The organism is Sphingobium sp. EM0848 (assembly GCF_013375555.1).
GTDB lineage: Bacteria > Pseudomonadota > Alphaproteobacteria > Sphingomonadales > Sphingomonadaceae > Sphingobium.
On record NZ_JABXWB010000005.1, the window covers coordinates 43,346 to 59,914 of the forward strand.

The window sequence follows — 16,569 nt, forward strand, 5'->3', positions numbered from 1 at the left end:
GAATAGTCCTTTCACGCCAGCCCGAGGCCGCGCTTCAACGCGGCGAGGCGGCTTTTCTTAAAATTTTCGGCGATGGTGCTGGTCCCGACGTCGAAGCCATGGAAGGCACCGGGATAGACTTCCACCTGCGTCGAAACGCCAACTGCGATCAGACGCTTGGCATAGTCGAGATTCTGGAACACCAGCATGTCCAGCGCCGCCGCGCCGATATAAGTCGGCGGCAGTCCTGCAAGGTCCGTGGCCCGCGCGGGCGAGGCATAGGGTGAAACATCCGATCCACCCACAACATCCGCGCCCAACAGACTGGTCCAGCCGAAAGCGTTGCTTTCCCAGAACCAGCCGATCTTGCCCGTCACGCCATCCGGCGCCGCCTTCGCGCTGCGGTCATCGAGCATCGGGTAGATCAGCGACTGGAAGGCCAGCGACACCTCGCCTCTGTCCCGCACCATCAACGCCAGCGCCGCCGCCAACGCGCCGCCTGCGCTCACCCCCTCGACCGCGATGCGCCGGGGATCGATGCCGAGCGTTCCCGCCTCCCGAACCATCCAGAGCAACGCGGCATAGCAATCCTCGATCGCCCCCGGATAGCGCGTTTCAGGCGCCAGCCGATAGTCGACCGAGACGATGACGATGCCCAGTTCCGCGACGATCCGGCGGTTGAACGGTTCGCCATTGTCGGCCGTGCCGCCGACAAAACCGCCGCCATGAATGAACAGCATCGCCGGCGTCACGCCCGCGCGGACCTCCGGTTCGAAGATCACCACGCGGAGCGCGCCATCGGGACCGGGGATGAAACGCTCCGTCCGCTTCACGCCGTCATCGGTCGGGCGGACATAGGCGGCCCAGAGCGCGCGCATCGTCTCCCGGTCTTCGGCCAGCGTCTCGACGGCGAACGGCCGGGTCGGCATCCGCTCGACCAATGGCAACAGTTCGGGATCGACCTCAGACATGATGCTCTCTCCTATTGTACTTGCTGTTCGGTCAGGGCAGCCCACCGCAGACCGGGATATTGACGCCCGTGATCATCGACGCGCCCGGCGAAGCCAGGAAGACGACCGCCGCCGCGACTTCCTCAGGCCGGGTCAGCCGGTGCGTGAACTGGTCCTTGCTATAGACCTCATATTTCATCTCTTCGGTGAACCAGGCTTCGACCATCGGCGTGGAGGTGAGGCCCGGCGCCACGCTGTTGACCCGGATATTGTCGGCCGCATGCGCCTTGGCGGCAAAGCGGGTCAGTTGCACCACCCCCGCCTTCGCAGCCGAATAAGCGGGGGAGCCAGCGATCTGCGGACTGATCCCGGCGGTGGATGCCATATTGACGATACAGCCGCCACCCGCCTGCTGCATGACCGGAATCTCATATTTCATCGACAGCCAGGTGGATTTTAGGCTGGTCGCCAAAATCCAGTCCCATTTCTCCGAAGTCGTCGTGACAATGGTCGCCCCGACTTCACCCCGCCCGACATTATTGAATGCAATATTGAGGTCACCCAGTTCTGCGACGGTGCGCTCCACCATATGCGCGACCTGCGCCTCGTCGGTGGCGTCGGTCGCGATGAAGATCGCCCGCCCGCCCGCCGCCTCAATCTCCTTGACGACGGCTTCGCCATTTTCGGGGCTGAGATCGGCGATGGCGACGGCTGCTCCCGCCTGCGCCAACGCCAGCGCGGACGCCCGGCCGATGCCCGACGCCCCGCCCGTCACCAGCGCCACCTTGCCCGTCAGATCGGTCATGCTCCGCTCTCCTGTTAGTGCCTGAGTTCCTCGTCATGCGGCCCTTCGTCAGCACCCGAAGCCGCCTTGCGGGTGGTGCGGACGATATAATGGCGCAGCGCCTCCAGTTCTTGCGACGTCAGTTCGGGGAAAGCCGGCATGCCCTGCTCCCGCAACAGCCCCTCATGCAGCACTTGCGCAAAAGCCTCCGCTGACCCCGCTATGCCGGATTCGCGCAGGTCCGGCGCCATGCCCCCGGCCTGCAACGCCACGCCATGGCAACTGGTGCAACGCGACGCTCCGTAGAGCTTTTCCCCCTGCCCCGCCTTGGCCTCATCCAGCGCGAAGCCCGCATAGTCGACAAATTGCTTCTTCTGAGGCTCCGGCGCGGGCGGCAACACGGCCTTGCCGCCAATCGCGAAGGTCAGCACACGGCGGCGCTGCGTCCGATAGTCCCAGGGCGATCCGTCGACAATGCCGCGATAGCCCGCCAGCACCGTCACATATTGCTGCCCGCCGACCGTATAGGTGATCGGCTCGGAAGAAATGCCCGCCTGCGCGTCGAAGGACCAGAGCGTCTTGCCGCTGCGCGCATCATAGGCGATGAACCGCCCCTCCGAACTGCCCGCGAACAACAGGTTGCCGCCGGTGCTGATCACCCCGCCGCCCGAATTGACCGGCAGCGGCACGCGCCAGGCCGCCCGCTGCTTCGCCGCGTCCCAGGCGAGCAGGAACGTCTCGCGCTTGGGCAAGGGTTTGGGCGGCTTGGCGAAAGTGATCGCGACATTATAGCCCATGCGGCCCATGACCGGCTTCCAATGCTGCCGGTCGACCCCCGCGTCGGTGTAGAAATTCGCGGTATCCTGCGCCGGAATATAGGTAAGGCCGGTCAAAGGGCTGAAGGACATGGGCTGCACATTATGCCCGCCCATCGGCCCCGGCATGACCACCGCCCCTTCCGGCCCCGGATAGCGCGCCGCCGGATTTTCCACCGGCCGTCCAGTCTTGAGGTCGATCCGCGACGCCCAGTTCACCTTCACGAACTTTTCGGCGGAGATCAGCTTTCCGGTCGCCCGGTCGATGACATAGAAAAAGCCGTTCTTGGGCGCATGGAGAAGGACGTCGCGCGGCTTTCCGTCGATAGTGAGCGTCGTCAGCTCGATATCCATCGCCGCATTATAGTCCCAGGTCTCTCCCGGATTGGTCTGATAATGCCAGATATATTTGCCCGTATCGGCATCCAGCGCGACAATGGAGGACAGGAACAGATTATCACCGCCGCCGGGACTGCGCACTTTCGCATTCCACGGGCCGCCATTGCCGGTGCCGATATAAACGCGGTGATATTTGGGATCATAGGCCATGGCGTTCCACGGAGCGCCGCCGCCGCCAACTTTCCACCACTCCCCGGTCCAGGTCCTGGCGGCCATCGCCATCGCCTCATCCTCAAAGCCCTTTTTGGGATCGCCGGGCACGACATAGAAGCGCCACGCCCGCTTGCCGGTCTTCGCATCATAGGCCGAGACATAACCACGCACCGGATTGAAATCCGACCCGCCATGGCCGATCATCACCTTGCCGCGAAACACCCATGGCGCACCGGTGATATAGCGGCCGTCATTCGGTCCCTCCGTGGTCTGGGTCTCCCAGTCCAACTTGCCGGTTTTAGCGTCGACCGCGATCAAGCGCCCGTCGATCGTCCCCGCATAAATCCGTCCGTCATACCAGGCGATGCCCCGGCTCCCCCATGCGGCGCGCTGCTTGACGCCCGCGACCTTCCAGACCTGCGGATCATATTTCCAGAGCAGCTTGCCCGTCCGCGCATCGATGGCGTGAAGGATGCTATAGCCCTGCACGAAATAAAGCACGCCATCGACGGCGATGGGCGAGGTATAGAGACTGCCGGTGTCGGGCAGATCATAGGACCAGACAAGCCCCAATTGCCCGATATTGCTGGTATCGATCTGCTTCAATGGACTGAAATGATTGGCGCTGAAGGTCCGGCCATAAAGTGGCCAGTTGGCGCCATCCGCCTCATCGCCCAGCATTGTGTCGACGGCGGAAGACGGCTCCCGCTGAGTATCCTGCCGCGCACCCACCGAACAGGCGGCCAACAGGCCGAGCGCCATAGGCGCCACACAGGCGCGCACCGTCCGAGCCATAGCCGTCGCTGCCTCTCCCATCATCCTCATTCCTGCTCCCGCATGTCAGCCGGGCCTATGATTCGGCCTCTTCCTGTCTGACGCAGCAGAGCGCGTTTACCTCATCGGAATAGATTCTTTTTCACCGCTGCCGATCACGATTTGCGCCGACGTCACCGCCACCGGGGCGTCCAACAACACGCCGACCGACCGCGCAAAGGCGGCCGGTTCAGATATGGAAAAAGCGCCACTCACCCGCCGGTTTCCCAGAGCAGGATCGGCGATGACCATCGGTCGGCTGGAATAACGGCCCATCTGCGCCATGGCATCACTCAGCCGGTCATTGTCGAAGATCAGCTGCCCGCGCTGCCAGGCCACCAGTCGCGCGACATCGGGCCGGTCGCGGCGCGGCGCGGCGCTGCCCTCATAGACCAGTCGGTCGCCCGCGCGCATGAAGGCTTCGTCAAGGCCCGAGCGCACCGCCACCTTGCCCTCCACCAATATCACGGACAGCGCGGAAGAGGCATGGTCGATCTCGAACGCGGTGCCGAGCGCGATCACCTCATGCCCGCCCGCCGTCGCGACAAAGGGCCGTGCCCTGTCATGGGCCACGTCGAAATAGGCACGACCACGCTCCAGCGTCAGCCGGCGCACGCTGCCGGAAAAGGCGACCTCCAGGCTGCTGTCGCTGTCCAGCGTCACCTGCGACCGATCCTCCAGCGTGAGCTGCCGCCGTTCGCCGGTCTGCGTCACATAACGGGTTGATCCGGCCATGCCGACATAGGCGATATAGCTGGCCGCAGCAGCCACCAGCCCCGCCCCGGTGCCGATGGCAACCCGACGCGTCAGCGGCTTGTGCAGCGGCGCGGGTTCGGCGGGCGGGGTATAGGCCCCGGCAGAATCCCAAGCGGCCGACAGATCCTCGAACGCCGCGGCATGGGCCGTATCCGCCGCCAGCCAGACCCGAAACGCTTCCTCCTCCGCCACCGTCCGCTCCTCGGACCGCAGACGCGCCAGCCAAACGGCCGCTTCTGCTCTGGCGGAAGGAGTGATCATGAAACGGTCAGAATCCTTAGGGCTGTCGGTATAATGTCTCTACTGATGAGACGCAGGACAGGCAATTCCCCTCATCAAGCGTTTAAAAATCCTGTTGGCAGAAGCGCGTCGGTCAGCCTAGCATCAGCGCCATAAGTCAAAAGACAAAGACAGGGAGAAGCGTGGGGAAGGACGGCACATGGCTGCTGGCATGCTGTGTCGTCACGGCCGGGACCGCTCATGCCCAGCGTGCGCCGGAAACGCCGATCCATATCGCCGCCCAGCCAATGGACCATGCGCTGCAAGTATTGGCGCGCGCGACCGGCGCCAATATCCTCTTTTCGCCCGCCGCCGTCAGCGGCTTGCAGGCCCGACCAGTGACTGGCGCGCGCAACGCCATCGACGCGGTGCGGATGATGATCAGAGGCGCGCCACTCGGCGTTTCGGTCGAGCGGTCCGGCGCGATCGTGATCCGCCCGTTGCCCGCCCGCCGTCCGCCCCTACAAACCCACGCTCCCCAACCCGCACTTCCCTCTCCCATCGCCAGACCCTTGCCGCCTCCCCCGCCCGAGGAAGAACTAATCGTCGTCGCCCGGCGTCGCGAGGAATATTTGCTGCAAACCCCCGTGACCGCCACGACCCTCGGCGCTGCGGAGTTGGAGCGGCGCGGTTACAGACGGATGGATGATCTCGTCCAGATGGTCCCGCAACTGGTCGTCTCCGAAGTCGGTGCCAGCCCACAGGGCGGCATCATCCTGATCCGCGGCATTGGCGTGGGTGAAGCCAATCCGCTCGCGGATCAAGCGGTCTCCTTCAACATCGACGGCATGCAGGTATCCCGTGCCAATATCCGCCGCGTCGCCGAATTCGACACCGCGCAGGTCGAGATATTGAAAGGCCCACAGGCGCTCTATTTCGGCAAGAACAGCCCGGCGGGCATCATCGTCGTGCGCACCCGCGATCCCGGTTCGCATTTTGAGGCCAATATCAGCGCCGAACGTGAATTTGTCGGCCGGGAAAACCGGATCGAAGCCACTGTCTCTGGTCCCCTCACCGATACCATCGGCGCGCGTCTGGCCTTGTTCGGATCGCAGCTTGGCGGCTATTTCCACAATGACTATCCTGAAGGCAGCATCTTCTCTCCCGACCGGCGGCGGCTACCCTATAACCGCATGTGGGGCGGGCGGTTGACGTTCAAATATGATGATGGCGGGCCGCTCACCGCACGCCTCAAGCTCAGTCGCAATGGCGTGCGGATGGCGGGCAGCGAATCTGCGATGCAGACCATCGCCTGCCCGCTCGGCTTTTCTCAGCTCGCGCCGCAAACCGATGACTGCACCGCCAACAGCCACCTGACGCGCTCCAATTCCGGCCCGCTGTTCGAGGCGGTCGAGCCTCTGACCGCGCCCGAACCCTTTGCCAATCAGGACCAGACTCTCGTCAGCCTGGACGTGCATCAGCGCCTCGGCCCAGCGCTCTCGCTCACTCTTACCAGCGGCTATTATGCGCTGCTGTCGGAACATTCGGCTTCCTTCGTGCTGGCCGAACCTGCCTTCGCCCAATTCATCACCGCCGGTTATCAGCGCCTGCGAACCCGCGAATTCACGCAGGAAGCGCGGATCAGCAGCGACTTTGCCGAGCCGCTCAACTTCATGATCGGCGGCTTCTATCAGCATGCCGCGCTCCATCATCTCGCCAGCACGCTTTATGACGGCCGCTCACCCAAGATACTCGGGCGGCGGGAAAGTCACGACCAGACCGGCAATGCCTGGTCGGGCTTTGGCCAGTTGACCTATGCCCTGCCCGCCCATCTCGAACTGTCGGGCGGCTTGCGCCTATCCTATGAACGCAAGCGGATCGCCAACTACGGTCCCTCCGGCATGCTGATCCCGACTGTACGTCCGTCGCGGAGCTGGACCGACCTGTCGCCCGAAGCGACGCTCAGCTGGCGGCCCAACGACCGGCTCACTGTGTATGGCGGCTATCGCCGGGGGTTCCTGTCGGGCGGATTCAATGCGGGCACCGGCGATCCGGCAACCGACCGCTCCTACGATCAGCAGGTGATGCGCGGCTTTGAGGGCGGGGCCAAGGCGGCGCTGATGGAAGGACGGCTCAAGGCGATGGCGGCTGTCTATCGCTATATTTCCGACGGGCTTCAGGTCACCGCGACCATCCCCCGCGCCGACGGCACCGGCTCCGACCAGAGCGTCGTCAATGCCGGCCGCGCCCGCATCGCCGGGGCAGAGCTGGAAGCCCATTATGCCGATGGCGGTCCGCTGAAACTGCACGCCGCCATCGCCTATAATGACGCGCGCTATGCCCGCTTCATCGCGCCCTGCTATGCGGGCCAGTCGATCGCGCAGGGCTGCACGCTCATGCCCCGCGCGTCAGGCGCATTCAGTGCACAGGACCTGACGGGCCGCCCCCTCTCCCGCGCCCCGCTATGGAATATGCAGGGCGGCGCGGTCTACACGCTCCCGGTCGCGGCCGAACGCCGCCTGTCCTTCTCCGCCGACCTGAGCTTCACCAGCGGCTATTATGCGCAAAGCACGAGCAAGCCCGACAGCTGGCAGTCTCCCTACGCGATGCTCGACGCCGGCATCCTCTACAACGATGATCGGCAAGGGGTGTCGGTGCAGTTCATCGCCCGCAACATCACCAACCGCTACAGCTTCTACCGCTCGCTCGATCAGGTGTTCACTGGCTCTGGCACCGGCACGGCCTCAGCGCGCCCGTCGGACACGCTTGCGCTGATCAACCCCGGCCGGCGCATCCTGCTGCGCCTTTCCAAGCGCTTCGGTTCCTGACTCGCTGTCGCCCGCCAGCACGCCCCGCACATAGTCGCGGATCGAGCGCGAGAACTGCTCCTCATCGTTCATCGTCATGGCCGCACTGGCCTCCGACAGATAGGGCAGCCGTTCCGTCTTCGCGACCTTCATGCCGCCCGATCCCTCGATCCAGCGCTGCGCTGTGAACAGGACCGACCCGAAGGTCAGCTTGTCGGTGCCGTCGAGAATGACGATATGCAAACGCGAAGGCACGCCATTGACCGCCAGATAATGTGCCCAATGCTCATAGGCGCCCATCAGCAGCGAGGTCGGCATATATTGCAGTAGCAGGGTCGCGGCCTTGGGATGCCGCAGCACCGAACGCCAGCTCGACGTGCTGATCCGCACGATCTGCTCGATCCAGTCGGGGTCCGGCTCGAACGGCGGCAGCTCACCCTCGATCAACAGCGCCAGCGACACTTCGGACAGCAAATCCTCCTTGCTGGCGAAATGATGATAGAGGGAGGGTGCCTTGACCCCCAGCCGCTGCGCCACCGCAGCAAGGCCAAAACCGGACAAACCATGCTCGTCGATCACGGCCAGCGCCGCTTCCACCGCATTTTCCCTCGATATTAACGGCTTCGATGGCCGCGCCATCCCCACTCCCTTTCTTCGTCTGCAACCGCCCTGATAGAGGATCAGGCGGCACGATGCACGCAGTTATGCGGGCTGCCCCTTTACGGACCTAAAGAACCTATTTATGTTAGGCAAACAGAATCCAGAACATCGACAGGTCCGCCCCGGACAAACGACATGTCCGGCGCGCAAGGAGGATGACCATGCATCAATCGCTGAAATTCTACATTGACGGCCAGTGGGTCGACCCGGTCAGCCCCCAGCGCCACCAGGTCATCAACCCCGCCACCGAAGCGCCGGTGGGCGAAATCAACCTCGGCAATGCGCAGGATGTCGACATCGCCGTCAAGGCCGCGCGCAAGGCGTTCGACAGCTTTTCCCAGACCAGCCGCGAAGAACGCATCGACCTGTTGGAGCGGATGATCGACGCGTACAAGGCCCGCCGCAATGATCTGGCCAAGGTCATCACCGAGGAAATGGGGGCGCCCAGCCACCTGGCCGCCAATCTGCACGCCATGGTCGGGCAACTGCACCTCAAGACTGCGCTGGAAGTGCTGAAGACCTATCATTTCGACCATGAGCGCGGCGGCCATCGCGTGGAGCTGGAACCCATCGGCGTCTGCGCGCTCATCACCCCATGGAACTGGCCGATCAACCAGATCGCGGCCAAGGTGTCGCCCGCCATCGCCTGCGGCTGCACTATGGTCCTGAAGCCGTCCGAAGTCTCGCCCTTCTCCGCCACCATCTGGGCGGAAGTCATGGAAGCGGCGGGCGTGCCGGCGGGCGTGTTCAACATGGTGCATGGCCTTGGCCCGGTGGTCGGCGCGGCGCTCAGCAGCCATCCCGATGTCGACATGGTGTCCTTCACCGGCTCGACCGGCGCCGGGATCGAGGTCGCGCGCAACGCCGCGCCCACGATCAAGCGCGTCCACACCGAGCTGGGCGGCAAGTCCGCCAATATCCTGCTGCCGGACGCCGATATCGAAAAGGCGGTCAGCGGCGGCATTCGCGCGGTTACGGCCAATAGTGGCCAGTCCTGCAACGCCCCCACCCGCATGCTGGTGCCCGCCGACAGGATGGACGAGGTGATCGCGGTCGCCCGCGCCACTGCGGGGGAGATCAGCGTGGGCGATCCGACCCAGAATCCCGATGTCGGCCCGGTCGCGTCGAAAGCGCAGTTCGACAAGATTCAGGGCCTGATCGAACAGGGCGTAGCCGAGGGCGCGACTTTGGTGGCGGGCGGCCCCGGCCGTCCCGAAGGCATCGACAAGGGCTATTTCGTCCAGCCGACCGTCTTCGCCAATGTCACCAACGACATGACCATCGCCCGCGAAGAAATCTTCGGGCCGGTCATCTCGATCATCCCCTATAAGGATATCGACGAAGCGGTCGCCATCGCCAATGACTCGCCCTATGGGCTTGCGGGCTATATCCAGGGCAAGGACCATGAAACGATCGCCAGCGTTGCCAAGCGGCTGCGCGTCGGTCAGGTGCTGATCAACCAGCCCCGCCCCGATCCGATGGCGCCCTTTGGCGGCTACAAACAGTCGGGCAATGGCCGCGAATGGGGCGACCATGGGTTCGAGGCCTTCCTGGAAGTGAAGGCGGTGCTGGACGGCACGCCCGCCACGGCCAGCGAGGGCAGCGGGACCAAGCAGGCAGTCCCGGCCTAAGAAATAATCACCGTCGTCCCCGCATAGGCGGGGACCCATCTCCTGCCATCTTTCCAAGTGCGAGCTACGGAGAGGGGTTCCCATTTGCGCGAGGACGATGATCACAGGCGCGAACCTTCATGACCGACGCCATCACCCCCTTCACCATCGCCATAACCGAGGCCGACCTCACCGACCTGCGTGCAAGGCTGGAGCGCACCCGCTGGCCCGACGCGGAAACGGTCGAGGACTGGCAGCAAGGCGTGCCGCTGGAAACGGCAAAGATGGTCGTCCATCACTGGCGGACCGCCTATGACTGGCGCCGCTGCGAGGCTGCGCTTAACGCATGGCCGCAGTTCCGCACCCAAATCGACGGCCTCGGCATCCATTTCTTCCATGTCCGCTCCCGCCACCCCCAGGCCAAGCCCCTGCTGCTGACCCATGGCTGGCCCGGATCAGTGCTGGAATTTCTGAACTGCATCGCCGGCCTCGCCGACCCCGAAGCCCATGGCGGCACGGCGAACGACGCCTTTCACGTCATCATTCCTGCGCTGCCAGGCTATGGCTTTTCGGACAAGCCGAGCGGAACCGGCTGGACCGTGGAACGGATCGCCGATGCCTGGGCCATGCTGATGGACCGCCTCGGCTATGACCGCTGTCTGGCGCAGGGCGGCGACTGGGGGTCGCCCGTCACCGTGATGCTGGCGCAGCGCCATCCTGATCGCGTCCAGTCGATCCACCTCAACCTCATCGCCGCCGTACCGCAGGACATCACCGATCCCACGGCAGAGGAGCAGGTGATTTTCGACGCCATCGCCGACCACAAACGATGGAACACCGGCTATTCCACGCAACAATCGACCCGGCCACAGACGCTGGGCTACGGCCTTGCCGACTCCCCGGTCGCGCAGGCGATGTGGATTTACGACAAATATCGCTTCTGGATGGATTGCGACGGCGACCCGCGCAAGGCCATGAGTCTGGACGCTCTGCTCGACAATGTCACCCTCTATTGGCTTACCAACAGCGGCACATCCTCCGCCCGGCTCTATTGGGAAAGCTTTCATCAGGTCCGCTACCCCGCGCTCGAATTGCCGGTCGGGATCAGCCTGTTTCCCCATGAATCGATCCGTCCGCTGCGGCGCTGGGTGGAGCGGCTCTATCCCAATCTCATCTACTGGAACGAACCGGCGAAAGGCGGCCATTTCGCCGCCTGGGAGCAGCCGGAAATCTTCGTCAGCGAAATGCGAGGCTGGGCCTCGGCGTTCAAAGGCTGATCGATAGCGGTCACAAGCCTCCATTGCACTTTAATTCTTGCAACGATTGATTAATTTCTTCTATCCAACATCGCCCCATCCGCGCCCGGAGTTCCGTCGCATGACAGATGCCCCCCTTGCCATCACCGTCACCGCCTTCGGCGCGCCCGAGCAATTGGAGCTGCGCCCACACGATCCCGGCGCACCTCAAGCGGGTGAAGTTCGAATCGCAGTGGAGGCAGCAGGCATCAGCTATGTCGACGTGCTGGTTGGCAAGGGCGAATATCAACTCAAGCCGCCTTTGCCCTTTGTTCTCGGCACTGAATGCGCGGGCGTGGTCGAAGCTGTGGGTGACGCGGTCGATCCCGCCCTGATCGGTCAGCGCGTATGCGCCGCAGCCTTCATCGGTGCTTTTGGGCAGGCAACCAATTTCCCCGCACGCTCGATCACGGTGCTGCCGCAAACCATGTCCTTCGAGGAGGCCTCGGTGTTCCGCGTCAGCTACGGCACCGCCTATCACGCACTGGTCCAGCGCGGACAGTTGCAATCGGGGGAAACGTTGCTGGTACTGGGCGCGGGCGGCGCTGTTGGCTGCGCCGCTGTCCAGCTCGGCAAGGCGCTCGGCGCGCGGGTGGTTGCGTCGGCCTCAAGCCCGGAAAAGCGCGCCCTGGCGTTGGCCGCCGGAGCAGATGCGGCGATCGATGCACGTTCGCCCAACTGGCGCGACGATGTGAAGGCCGCCAACGATGGACGGCCGGTCGATATCGTTCTCGATCCCGTCGGCGGCGAGGCCACGGAACCGGCTTTCCGTTCGCTGGCGTGGAAAGGCCGCCTGCTCGTCATCGGTTTTGCGGGCGGCGGCATCGCGAAACTGCCGGTCAATCTGGCACTGCTCAAGGGTGCGGCGTTGATCGGGGTCGACGTCCGTCAGTTCGGCGAATATGAGCCGGACGTGCAGGCCGCGAACATGCAGGCGTTGTTCGCCCTCCATGCCGAGGGGAAGCTGCGCCCGCCCATTGCGCAAGTTTACCCGCTGACCGACTATGTCGCAGCCCTCCACGCTGCCTTCAGCGGTCAGGTTGCGGGCCGCATCGTCCTCAAAATGCGCTAAATCTCGGCCGGGAGCATCGACACCAGACGCGGCACCTCCGCCAGTGCACGCAGCGCGTCGTTGAGATGGGTACAGCCCGCCGTCTTACGCAGCATCGACAGCACGGTCATCCGCATCTCCACCAGCGGTGTATCGAGCAGCGTATACAGGTTCACCGTTGCCGCCGGGCATTCCGGAAAAGGCAATATCTGTGGGATGGCTTCAATGGACAGCAGTTTCTCGCCCGCCCTGTCCGCAACGGCACGGATGCGATATTCATGCAGGCCGCTGCGTCCGCCTTCGGGCAGCGCGCCACTGTCCTGAAAGGTGGCGTCGATCTGCACCTGCCCCGCTTCGCGCCACACATCGATCCGGCGAGCGCGCCGCAGATTGGGTCCTTGGAGTACCGGAAAGTCATGCCAGCCCGCCGGATCATCGGCCCGCTCCATTGGCGGCACCAGCGTGGGGCTGATATCCTCTGCCCGGCTCAGATCGAGCGCGCTAGATCCGGGGCGGAAGCCGATGCACACACTCGCCATCTGCGGCACACGCTCATGACGATGCGCGCGCTGCTCGGCAATCACCCCTTCGTCTCGCCATTGCGTCCATGCCCAGCCCGCGATCAGCGTAGTGCCTGCCATGTCATCCAGCAACAGATAGAGCGGCGATCCGGCCACCCTTTCCTCATGCAGCACATCGTCGATCGCTTGCCGCAGATGGCCGCCTGCCCGCGCTCCGACGAGCGCCTCCAGCCCGGTGCGCGGCGGGTCGGCCGCAACGCTGCAGATCACGCGACTTTCCGCCTGTGCCTCCATCGCGTCTTCGGCCAGCGCGATGGGAACACCGCCCGAAACCGGGGTCAGTATGTCCCGCGCCCGACCGTGCAGGAAAGCGCGTCCGCCACGCCCATCCGGCCAGTCCACATAGAGGGTGGAGGTTCGGCGGACGGAACCTGGACGGCGGACCGGTGATGGCCCGGCCGGCTGACGCGGCGCGACAGCAAATTCCGGCAAAGGCTCACCCCGGAGCGAAAGTGTGGGCGCGCTCATGAGGGGGCGCCTTCGTGCGGATTGGGAAACAGGCTCGACATAAATGCCATGTCCCTAGCGGCTGGTCTACGATGCGGCAATGGTTTTGACGTACCATTATTCCCTTAAATATCCCCTTGCCACGCCCACATCAAAGACATAATCATTCGATTAACGAAGGCACATCCCATAACCCTGAATATCAAGGGAGAGCGATATGCACGCGATCAGGAGAATTCCAACCGCCATCGATCAGATCGACACGGGCTGGTTCGATTCCGTGCTCGACCGGCCCGTTGCCAACGCCCGCATCCTGAACGTCATTCACGGCACGGCGACGAAGGTACAGGCCGAACTCACTTATGGCGATGGCACCCCCGCACAGGTCGTATGGGTGAAAACGGGTCTTGAACCGCACAGCCATGAAATAGGCTCCGATCAGGTCTATGCCGGGGAAACCCTGTTCTATCGGATGCTGGGCGGCAAATATGAAACACGTACACCCGACTGCCTGTTCGCCGACACCGATTCGGAGGGGAACAGCGCGCTGGTGCTGGACGATCTGTGCAAGATCGGCGCTGAATTCGCTGACCCGGTCAAGGGCGGCAGCATCGAAATGGTGGCCAGCGGCCTGCGCAGCATCGCCCGTTATCAGGCTGCTTCCTGGATGGCGCCGGAACTGGCCGAAATCGATTGGCTGCGCAATGGCGGCTCCTACCGCGCGGCCGACGTACTCGACTGGGTCTGGAACCCCGAACATTGGCAGGATTATGCGAGCCGCCAGCGTTTCGCACTGGTCGATCCCTCGATCCGCGACCGCGATCTCCTGTTCCGCACCCATACGAAGTTGCAGGATGACTATTGGCCCTGCGCGCCATGGGCGCTGTGCCATGGCGACGCGCATTTCGGGCAGGTCTATGCCTTGCCCGACGGCGAGGTACGGCTGCTCGACTGGCAGTGCGTGCAGGTCGCGCATTGGGCACATGATGTCTCCTATTTCCTGGTCAGCGGGCTTTCGGTGGCGGATCGCCGGGCGGCCGCCCGCGACCTGATCGTCGATTATGTTGGGGCGTTGCGGGAATTTGGCGTCACCGATGCACCCAATGTCGATGCCGCCTATGAAGCGTTCCGTGCCTATGCCTTTCACGGCATTGGCTGGATGATGTGTCTCGTGGAAATGCAGAGCGAGGAAACCTGCTGCGCCATGGCCGAACGCTTTTCGGCCGCCGTGGTCGACCTGGGGTCGATCGACCTGATCCTGAACGGCTAGGCAGGCGCAAAACCCTAACGGATGACGCCGGTCCCGGAGAAGGGGCAGACGCCATTTGTTATGCACCGCACCCGCATTTCCTAGCCTTTCTACGCCATTGTGCCGAACGGCCACATTGTTTTGCCGATCAAGCATAATCGACCGATTAAGTTGCACCGTGCCGCCCGCCTTCTCATAATTTTTTCACAAGGAGAGGGCATAAGATGGTCGAATATGATGTGATTATTCGAGGCGGTCTGATCGTTGACGGCAGCGGCGGCGCGCCCTTCACCGGCGATGTTGCGATCCGGAACGGATTGATTGCCACCATCGGCATGGTCGAGGGCAAAGGTGCAAGGGAAATCGACGCCAGCGGCAAGCTGGTGACGCCCGGCTTTGTCGACATCCATACCCATTATGATGGGCAGGTGACATGGGAGCATCGGCTGATGCCATCGAGCAACCATGGCACCACCACCGTCGTCACCGGCAATTGCGGCGTCGGTTTCGCACCCTGCCGCCCGGACGACCGGCTGAAGCTGGTCAAGGTCATGGAGGGGGTGGAGGACATCCCCGAAATCGTCATGACCGAGGGCATCCCGTGGAATTGGGAAAGCTTCCCCGAATATATGGACGCGCTCGCCGCCCGCAGCTTCGACGTCGACGTCGCGGTGCAGATCCCGCATTCGCCCTTGCGTGTCTATGTGATGGGCGACCGGGGCGTGAACCATGACGCGTCCAGCGAGGCCGATCGCGCCGAAATGACGCGGCTGGTGGCAGAAGCTGTGCGGCGCGGCGCGGTCGGCGTGTCGACATCCCGCTCGCTCAACCATCGCGCCAAGGACGGCAAGCCCGCGCCCAGCGTGCAGACCGCCGTTGATGAAGTGCTGGCGCTGGCGCAGGGGCTGGCCGAAGCCGGTGCTGGCGTCTTCCAGATCATCACCGAAATGAGCGAACCGCCCGAACAGGAAATGGCGATCATCCAGCGGATCGGGGAAGTGTCCAGGCGACCTGTGTCCTTCACCCTGTCACAAGTTCCCGAAGCGCCCGATAGCTGGCGCGGCCTGATTGCGGGCATGGAAAAGGCCAATGCGGCAGGCTGTACCGTGCGCGGCCAGATTCACGAACGGCCGGTCGGGGTGCTGCTGGGCCTCGAACTCAGCCTCAATCCACTGTCGACCAAGCCAAGCTACAAGGCCATCGCCCGCCTGCCGCTGGCAGAGCGCATCGCCATCATGCGCGATCCGGCCTTCAAGGCAAAATTGCTTGCCGAAGATGTCGAGCCGGACCCGGTGCCGCTCGCCAACCGCCTGATCGGCGCGGTCGACCGGATGTTCGCGCTGGGCGCCGACCCCGATTATGCGCCGCCGCGCGAAATGCAGATCGGCGCACGAGCAGAAGCCCGGGGCGTCAGTCCGCTCAGCCTCGCCTATGACCTGCTGTTGGAGCAGGACGGCCACGCCATCCTCTGCCTCCCCAGCGCCAATTTCGTCAGCGGCACGCTGAAAGAAGTGCGCGAGATGATGCAGCATCCCGACACGGTGATTGCTCTGGGCGACGGAGGCGCACATTATGGCGTCATCTGCGACGCGGGCTATCCCACGCACCTGCTGACCCATTGGGGTCGCGACGTAGCGGAGGAGGAGCGCTTCCCCATCGAATGGATGATCGCCGCGCTGACTCGCCGTCCTGCCGAAACGGTGGGCCTGATGGATCGTGGCCTGCTGGCGCCGGGCATGAAGGCGGACATCAACGTCATCGACCACCAGCGGCTGCGCCTGCATTCGCCACGCCCGGTCTATAATCTGCCGGCGGGCGGGCGGCGGCTGCAACAGCGCGCCGACGGCTATGAGGTAACGCTCGTCAACGGCGTCATCACCTATAGGGAGGGCGAGCCAACCGGCGCGCTGCCCGGCCGTCTGGTGCGGGGTTCGGGATTTCAGGAACCGTTGCGCGACGCGGCGTGAGAGTAACCGCCAAGAATAAAACGATATTCCGTAG

The 16,569-nt window shown here is 63.8% G+C and carries 12 protein-coding genes; 6 read left to right on the top strand and 6 right to left on the bottom strand.

Annotated features, from left to right (window positions below):
* Positions 1–11 precede the first annotated feature (11 nt).
* From HUK73_RS18430 to HUK73_RS18445, 4 genes are all read right to left on the bottom strand, one after another.
* Positions 12–950, bottom strand: coding sequence for an alpha/beta hydrolase (locus HUK73_RS18430; protein ID WP_176593348.1), 939 nt, complete (start codon positions 948–950; stop codon positions 12–14).
* A gap of 31 nt (positions 951–981) precedes the next feature.
* Positions 982–1,734 carry an SDR family NAD(P)-dependent oxidoreductase gene (locus HUK73_RS18435; RefSeq protein ID WP_176593349.1) on the bottom strand — a complete coding sequence of 251 codons (753 nt, stop codon included), beginning with the start codon at positions 1,732–1,734 and terminating at the stop codon, positions 982–984.
* 14 nt (positions 1,735–1,748) lie between these two features.
* Entirely contained in the window at positions 1,749–3,899 is a 2,151-nt protein-coding gene (locus HUK73_RS18440) for a PQQ-dependent dehydrogenase, methanol/ethanol family (RefSeq protein WP_255326425.1), read from the bottom strand.
* A gap of 72 nt (positions 3,900–3,971) precedes the next feature.
* On the bottom strand, positions 3,972–4,910 hold the full coding sequence (locus HUK73_RS18445) for a FecR family protein (RefSeq protein WP_176593350.1): 939 nt from the start codon (positions 4,908–4,910) through the stop codon (positions 3,972–3,974).
* A gap of 161 nt (positions 4,911–5,071) precedes the next feature.
* Between HUK73_RS18445 and HUK73_RS18450 the strand changes: the two genes are divergently transcribed.
* Complete coding sequence (locus HUK73_RS18450) at positions 5,072–7,696, top strand: TonB-dependent receptor domain-containing protein (RefSeq protein ID WP_176593351.1); 2,625 nt, start codon at positions 5,072–5,074, stop codon at positions 7,694–7,696.
* Here the strand turns inward: HUK73_RS18450 and HUK73_RS18455 are convergent.
* Positions 7,613–8,314 (bottom strand): TetR/AcrR family transcriptional regulator, encoded by a 702-nt coding sequence (locus HUK73_RS18455; protein ID WP_176593352.1) that lies wholly within the window; start codon positions 8,312–8,314, stop codon positions 7,613–7,615. The genes HUK73_RS18450 and HUK73_RS18455 overlap by 84 nt on opposite strands.
* Positions 8,315–8,496: 182 nt before the next feature.
* Here HUK73_RS18455 and HUK73_RS18460 point away from each other — a divergent pair, with 182 nt between their 5' ends.
* From HUK73_RS18460 to HUK73_RS18470, 3 genes are all read left to right on the top strand, one after another.
* The gene (locus HUK73_RS18460) at positions 8,497–9,966 is read left to right on the top strand and encodes an aldehyde dehydrogenase family protein (protein WP_176593353.1); all 1,470 of its coding nucleotides are present in this window, start codon (positions 8,497–8,499) and stop codon (positions 9,964–9,966) included.
* A gap of 119 nt (positions 9,967–10,085) precedes the next feature.
* On the top strand, positions 10,086–11,222 hold the full coding sequence (locus tag HUK73_RS18465; protein ID WP_176593354.1) for an epoxide hydrolase family protein: 1,137 nt from the start codon (positions 10,086–10,088) through the stop codon (positions 11,220–11,222).
* Positions 11,223–11,322: 100 nt separating this feature from the next.
* The gene (locus HUK73_RS18470) at positions 11,323–12,312 is read left to right on the top strand and encodes an NADPH:quinone oxidoreductase family protein (protein WP_176593355.1); all 990 of its coding nucleotides are present in this window, start codon (positions 11,323–11,325) and stop codon (positions 12,310–12,312) included.
* Here HUK73_RS18470 and HUK73_RS18475 read toward each other — a convergent pair.
* Complete coding sequence (locus tag HUK73_RS18475; protein ID WP_176593356.1) at positions 12,309–13,340, bottom strand: DUF2889 domain-containing protein; 1,032 nt, start codon at positions 13,338–13,340, stop codon at positions 12,309–12,311. The two genes, HUK73_RS18470 and HUK73_RS18475, sit on opposite strands and share 4 nt — an antisense overlap.
* A gap of 196 nt (positions 13,341–13,536) precedes the next feature.
* On the opposite strand from HUK73_RS18475, the gene HUK73_RS18480 reads away from it, so the two are divergent.
* Both HUK73_RS18480 and HUK73_RS18485 read left to right on the top strand, forming a co-directional pair.
* Positions 13,537–14,589 carry a phosphotransferase gene (locus HUK73_RS18480; protein WP_176593357.1) on the top strand — a complete coding sequence of 351 codons (1,053 nt, stop codon included), beginning with the start codon at positions 13,537–13,539 and terminating at the stop codon, positions 14,587–14,589.
* Between the two features lie 203 nt (positions 14,590–14,792).
* Complete coding sequence (locus tag HUK73_RS18485) at positions 14,793–16,535, top strand: amidohydrolase family protein (RefSeq protein WP_176593358.1); 1,743 nt, start codon at positions 14,793–14,795, stop codon at positions 16,533–16,535.
* The last annotated feature ends 34 nt before the right edge of the window (positions 16,536–16,569 follow it).

Coding starts and splice junctions, on each gene's coding strand:
- HUK73_RS18460 (WP_176593353.1), top strand. CDS start 8,497: ATGCATCAATCGCTGAAATTCTACATTGACGGCCAGTGGGTCGACCCG.
- HUK73_RS18435 (WP_176593349.1), bottom strand. CDS start 1,734: ATGACCGATCTGACGGGCAAGGTGGCGCTGGTGACGGGCGGGGCGTCG.
- HUK73_RS18455 (WP_176593352.1), bottom strand. CDS start 8,314: ATGGCGCGGCCATCGAAGCCGTTAATATCGAGGGAAAATGCGGTGGAA.
- HUK73_RS18475 (WP_176593356.1), bottom strand. CDS start 13,340: ATGAGCGCGCCCACACTTTCGCTCCGGGGTGAGCCTTTGCCGGAATTT.
- HUK73_RS18465 (WP_176593354.1), top strand. CDS start 10,086: ATGACCGACGCCATCACCCCCTTCACCATCGCCATAACCGAGGCCGAC.
- HUK73_RS18480 (WP_176593357.1), top strand. CDS start 13,537: ATGCACGCGATCAGGAGAATTCCAACCGCCATCGATCAGATCGACACG.
- HUK73_RS18470 (WP_176593355.1), top strand. CDS start 11,323: ATGACAGATGCCCCCCTTGCCATCACCGTCACCGCCTTCGGCGCGCCC.
- HUK73_RS18445 (WP_176593350.1), bottom strand. CDS start 4,910: ATGATCACTCCTTCCGCCAGAGCAGAAGCGGCCGTTTGGCTGGCGCGT.
- HUK73_RS18440 (WP_255326425.1), bottom strand. CDS start 3,899: ATGATGGGAGAGGCAGCGACGGCTATGGCTCGGACGGTGCGCGCCTGT.
- HUK73_RS18430 (WP_176593348.1), bottom strand. CDS start 950: ATGTCTGAGGTCGATCCCGAACTGTTGCCATTGGTCGAGCGGATGCCG.
- HUK73_RS18485 (WP_176593358.1), top strand. CDS start 14,793: ATGGTCGAATATGATGTGATTATTCGAGGCGGTCTGATCGTTGACGGC.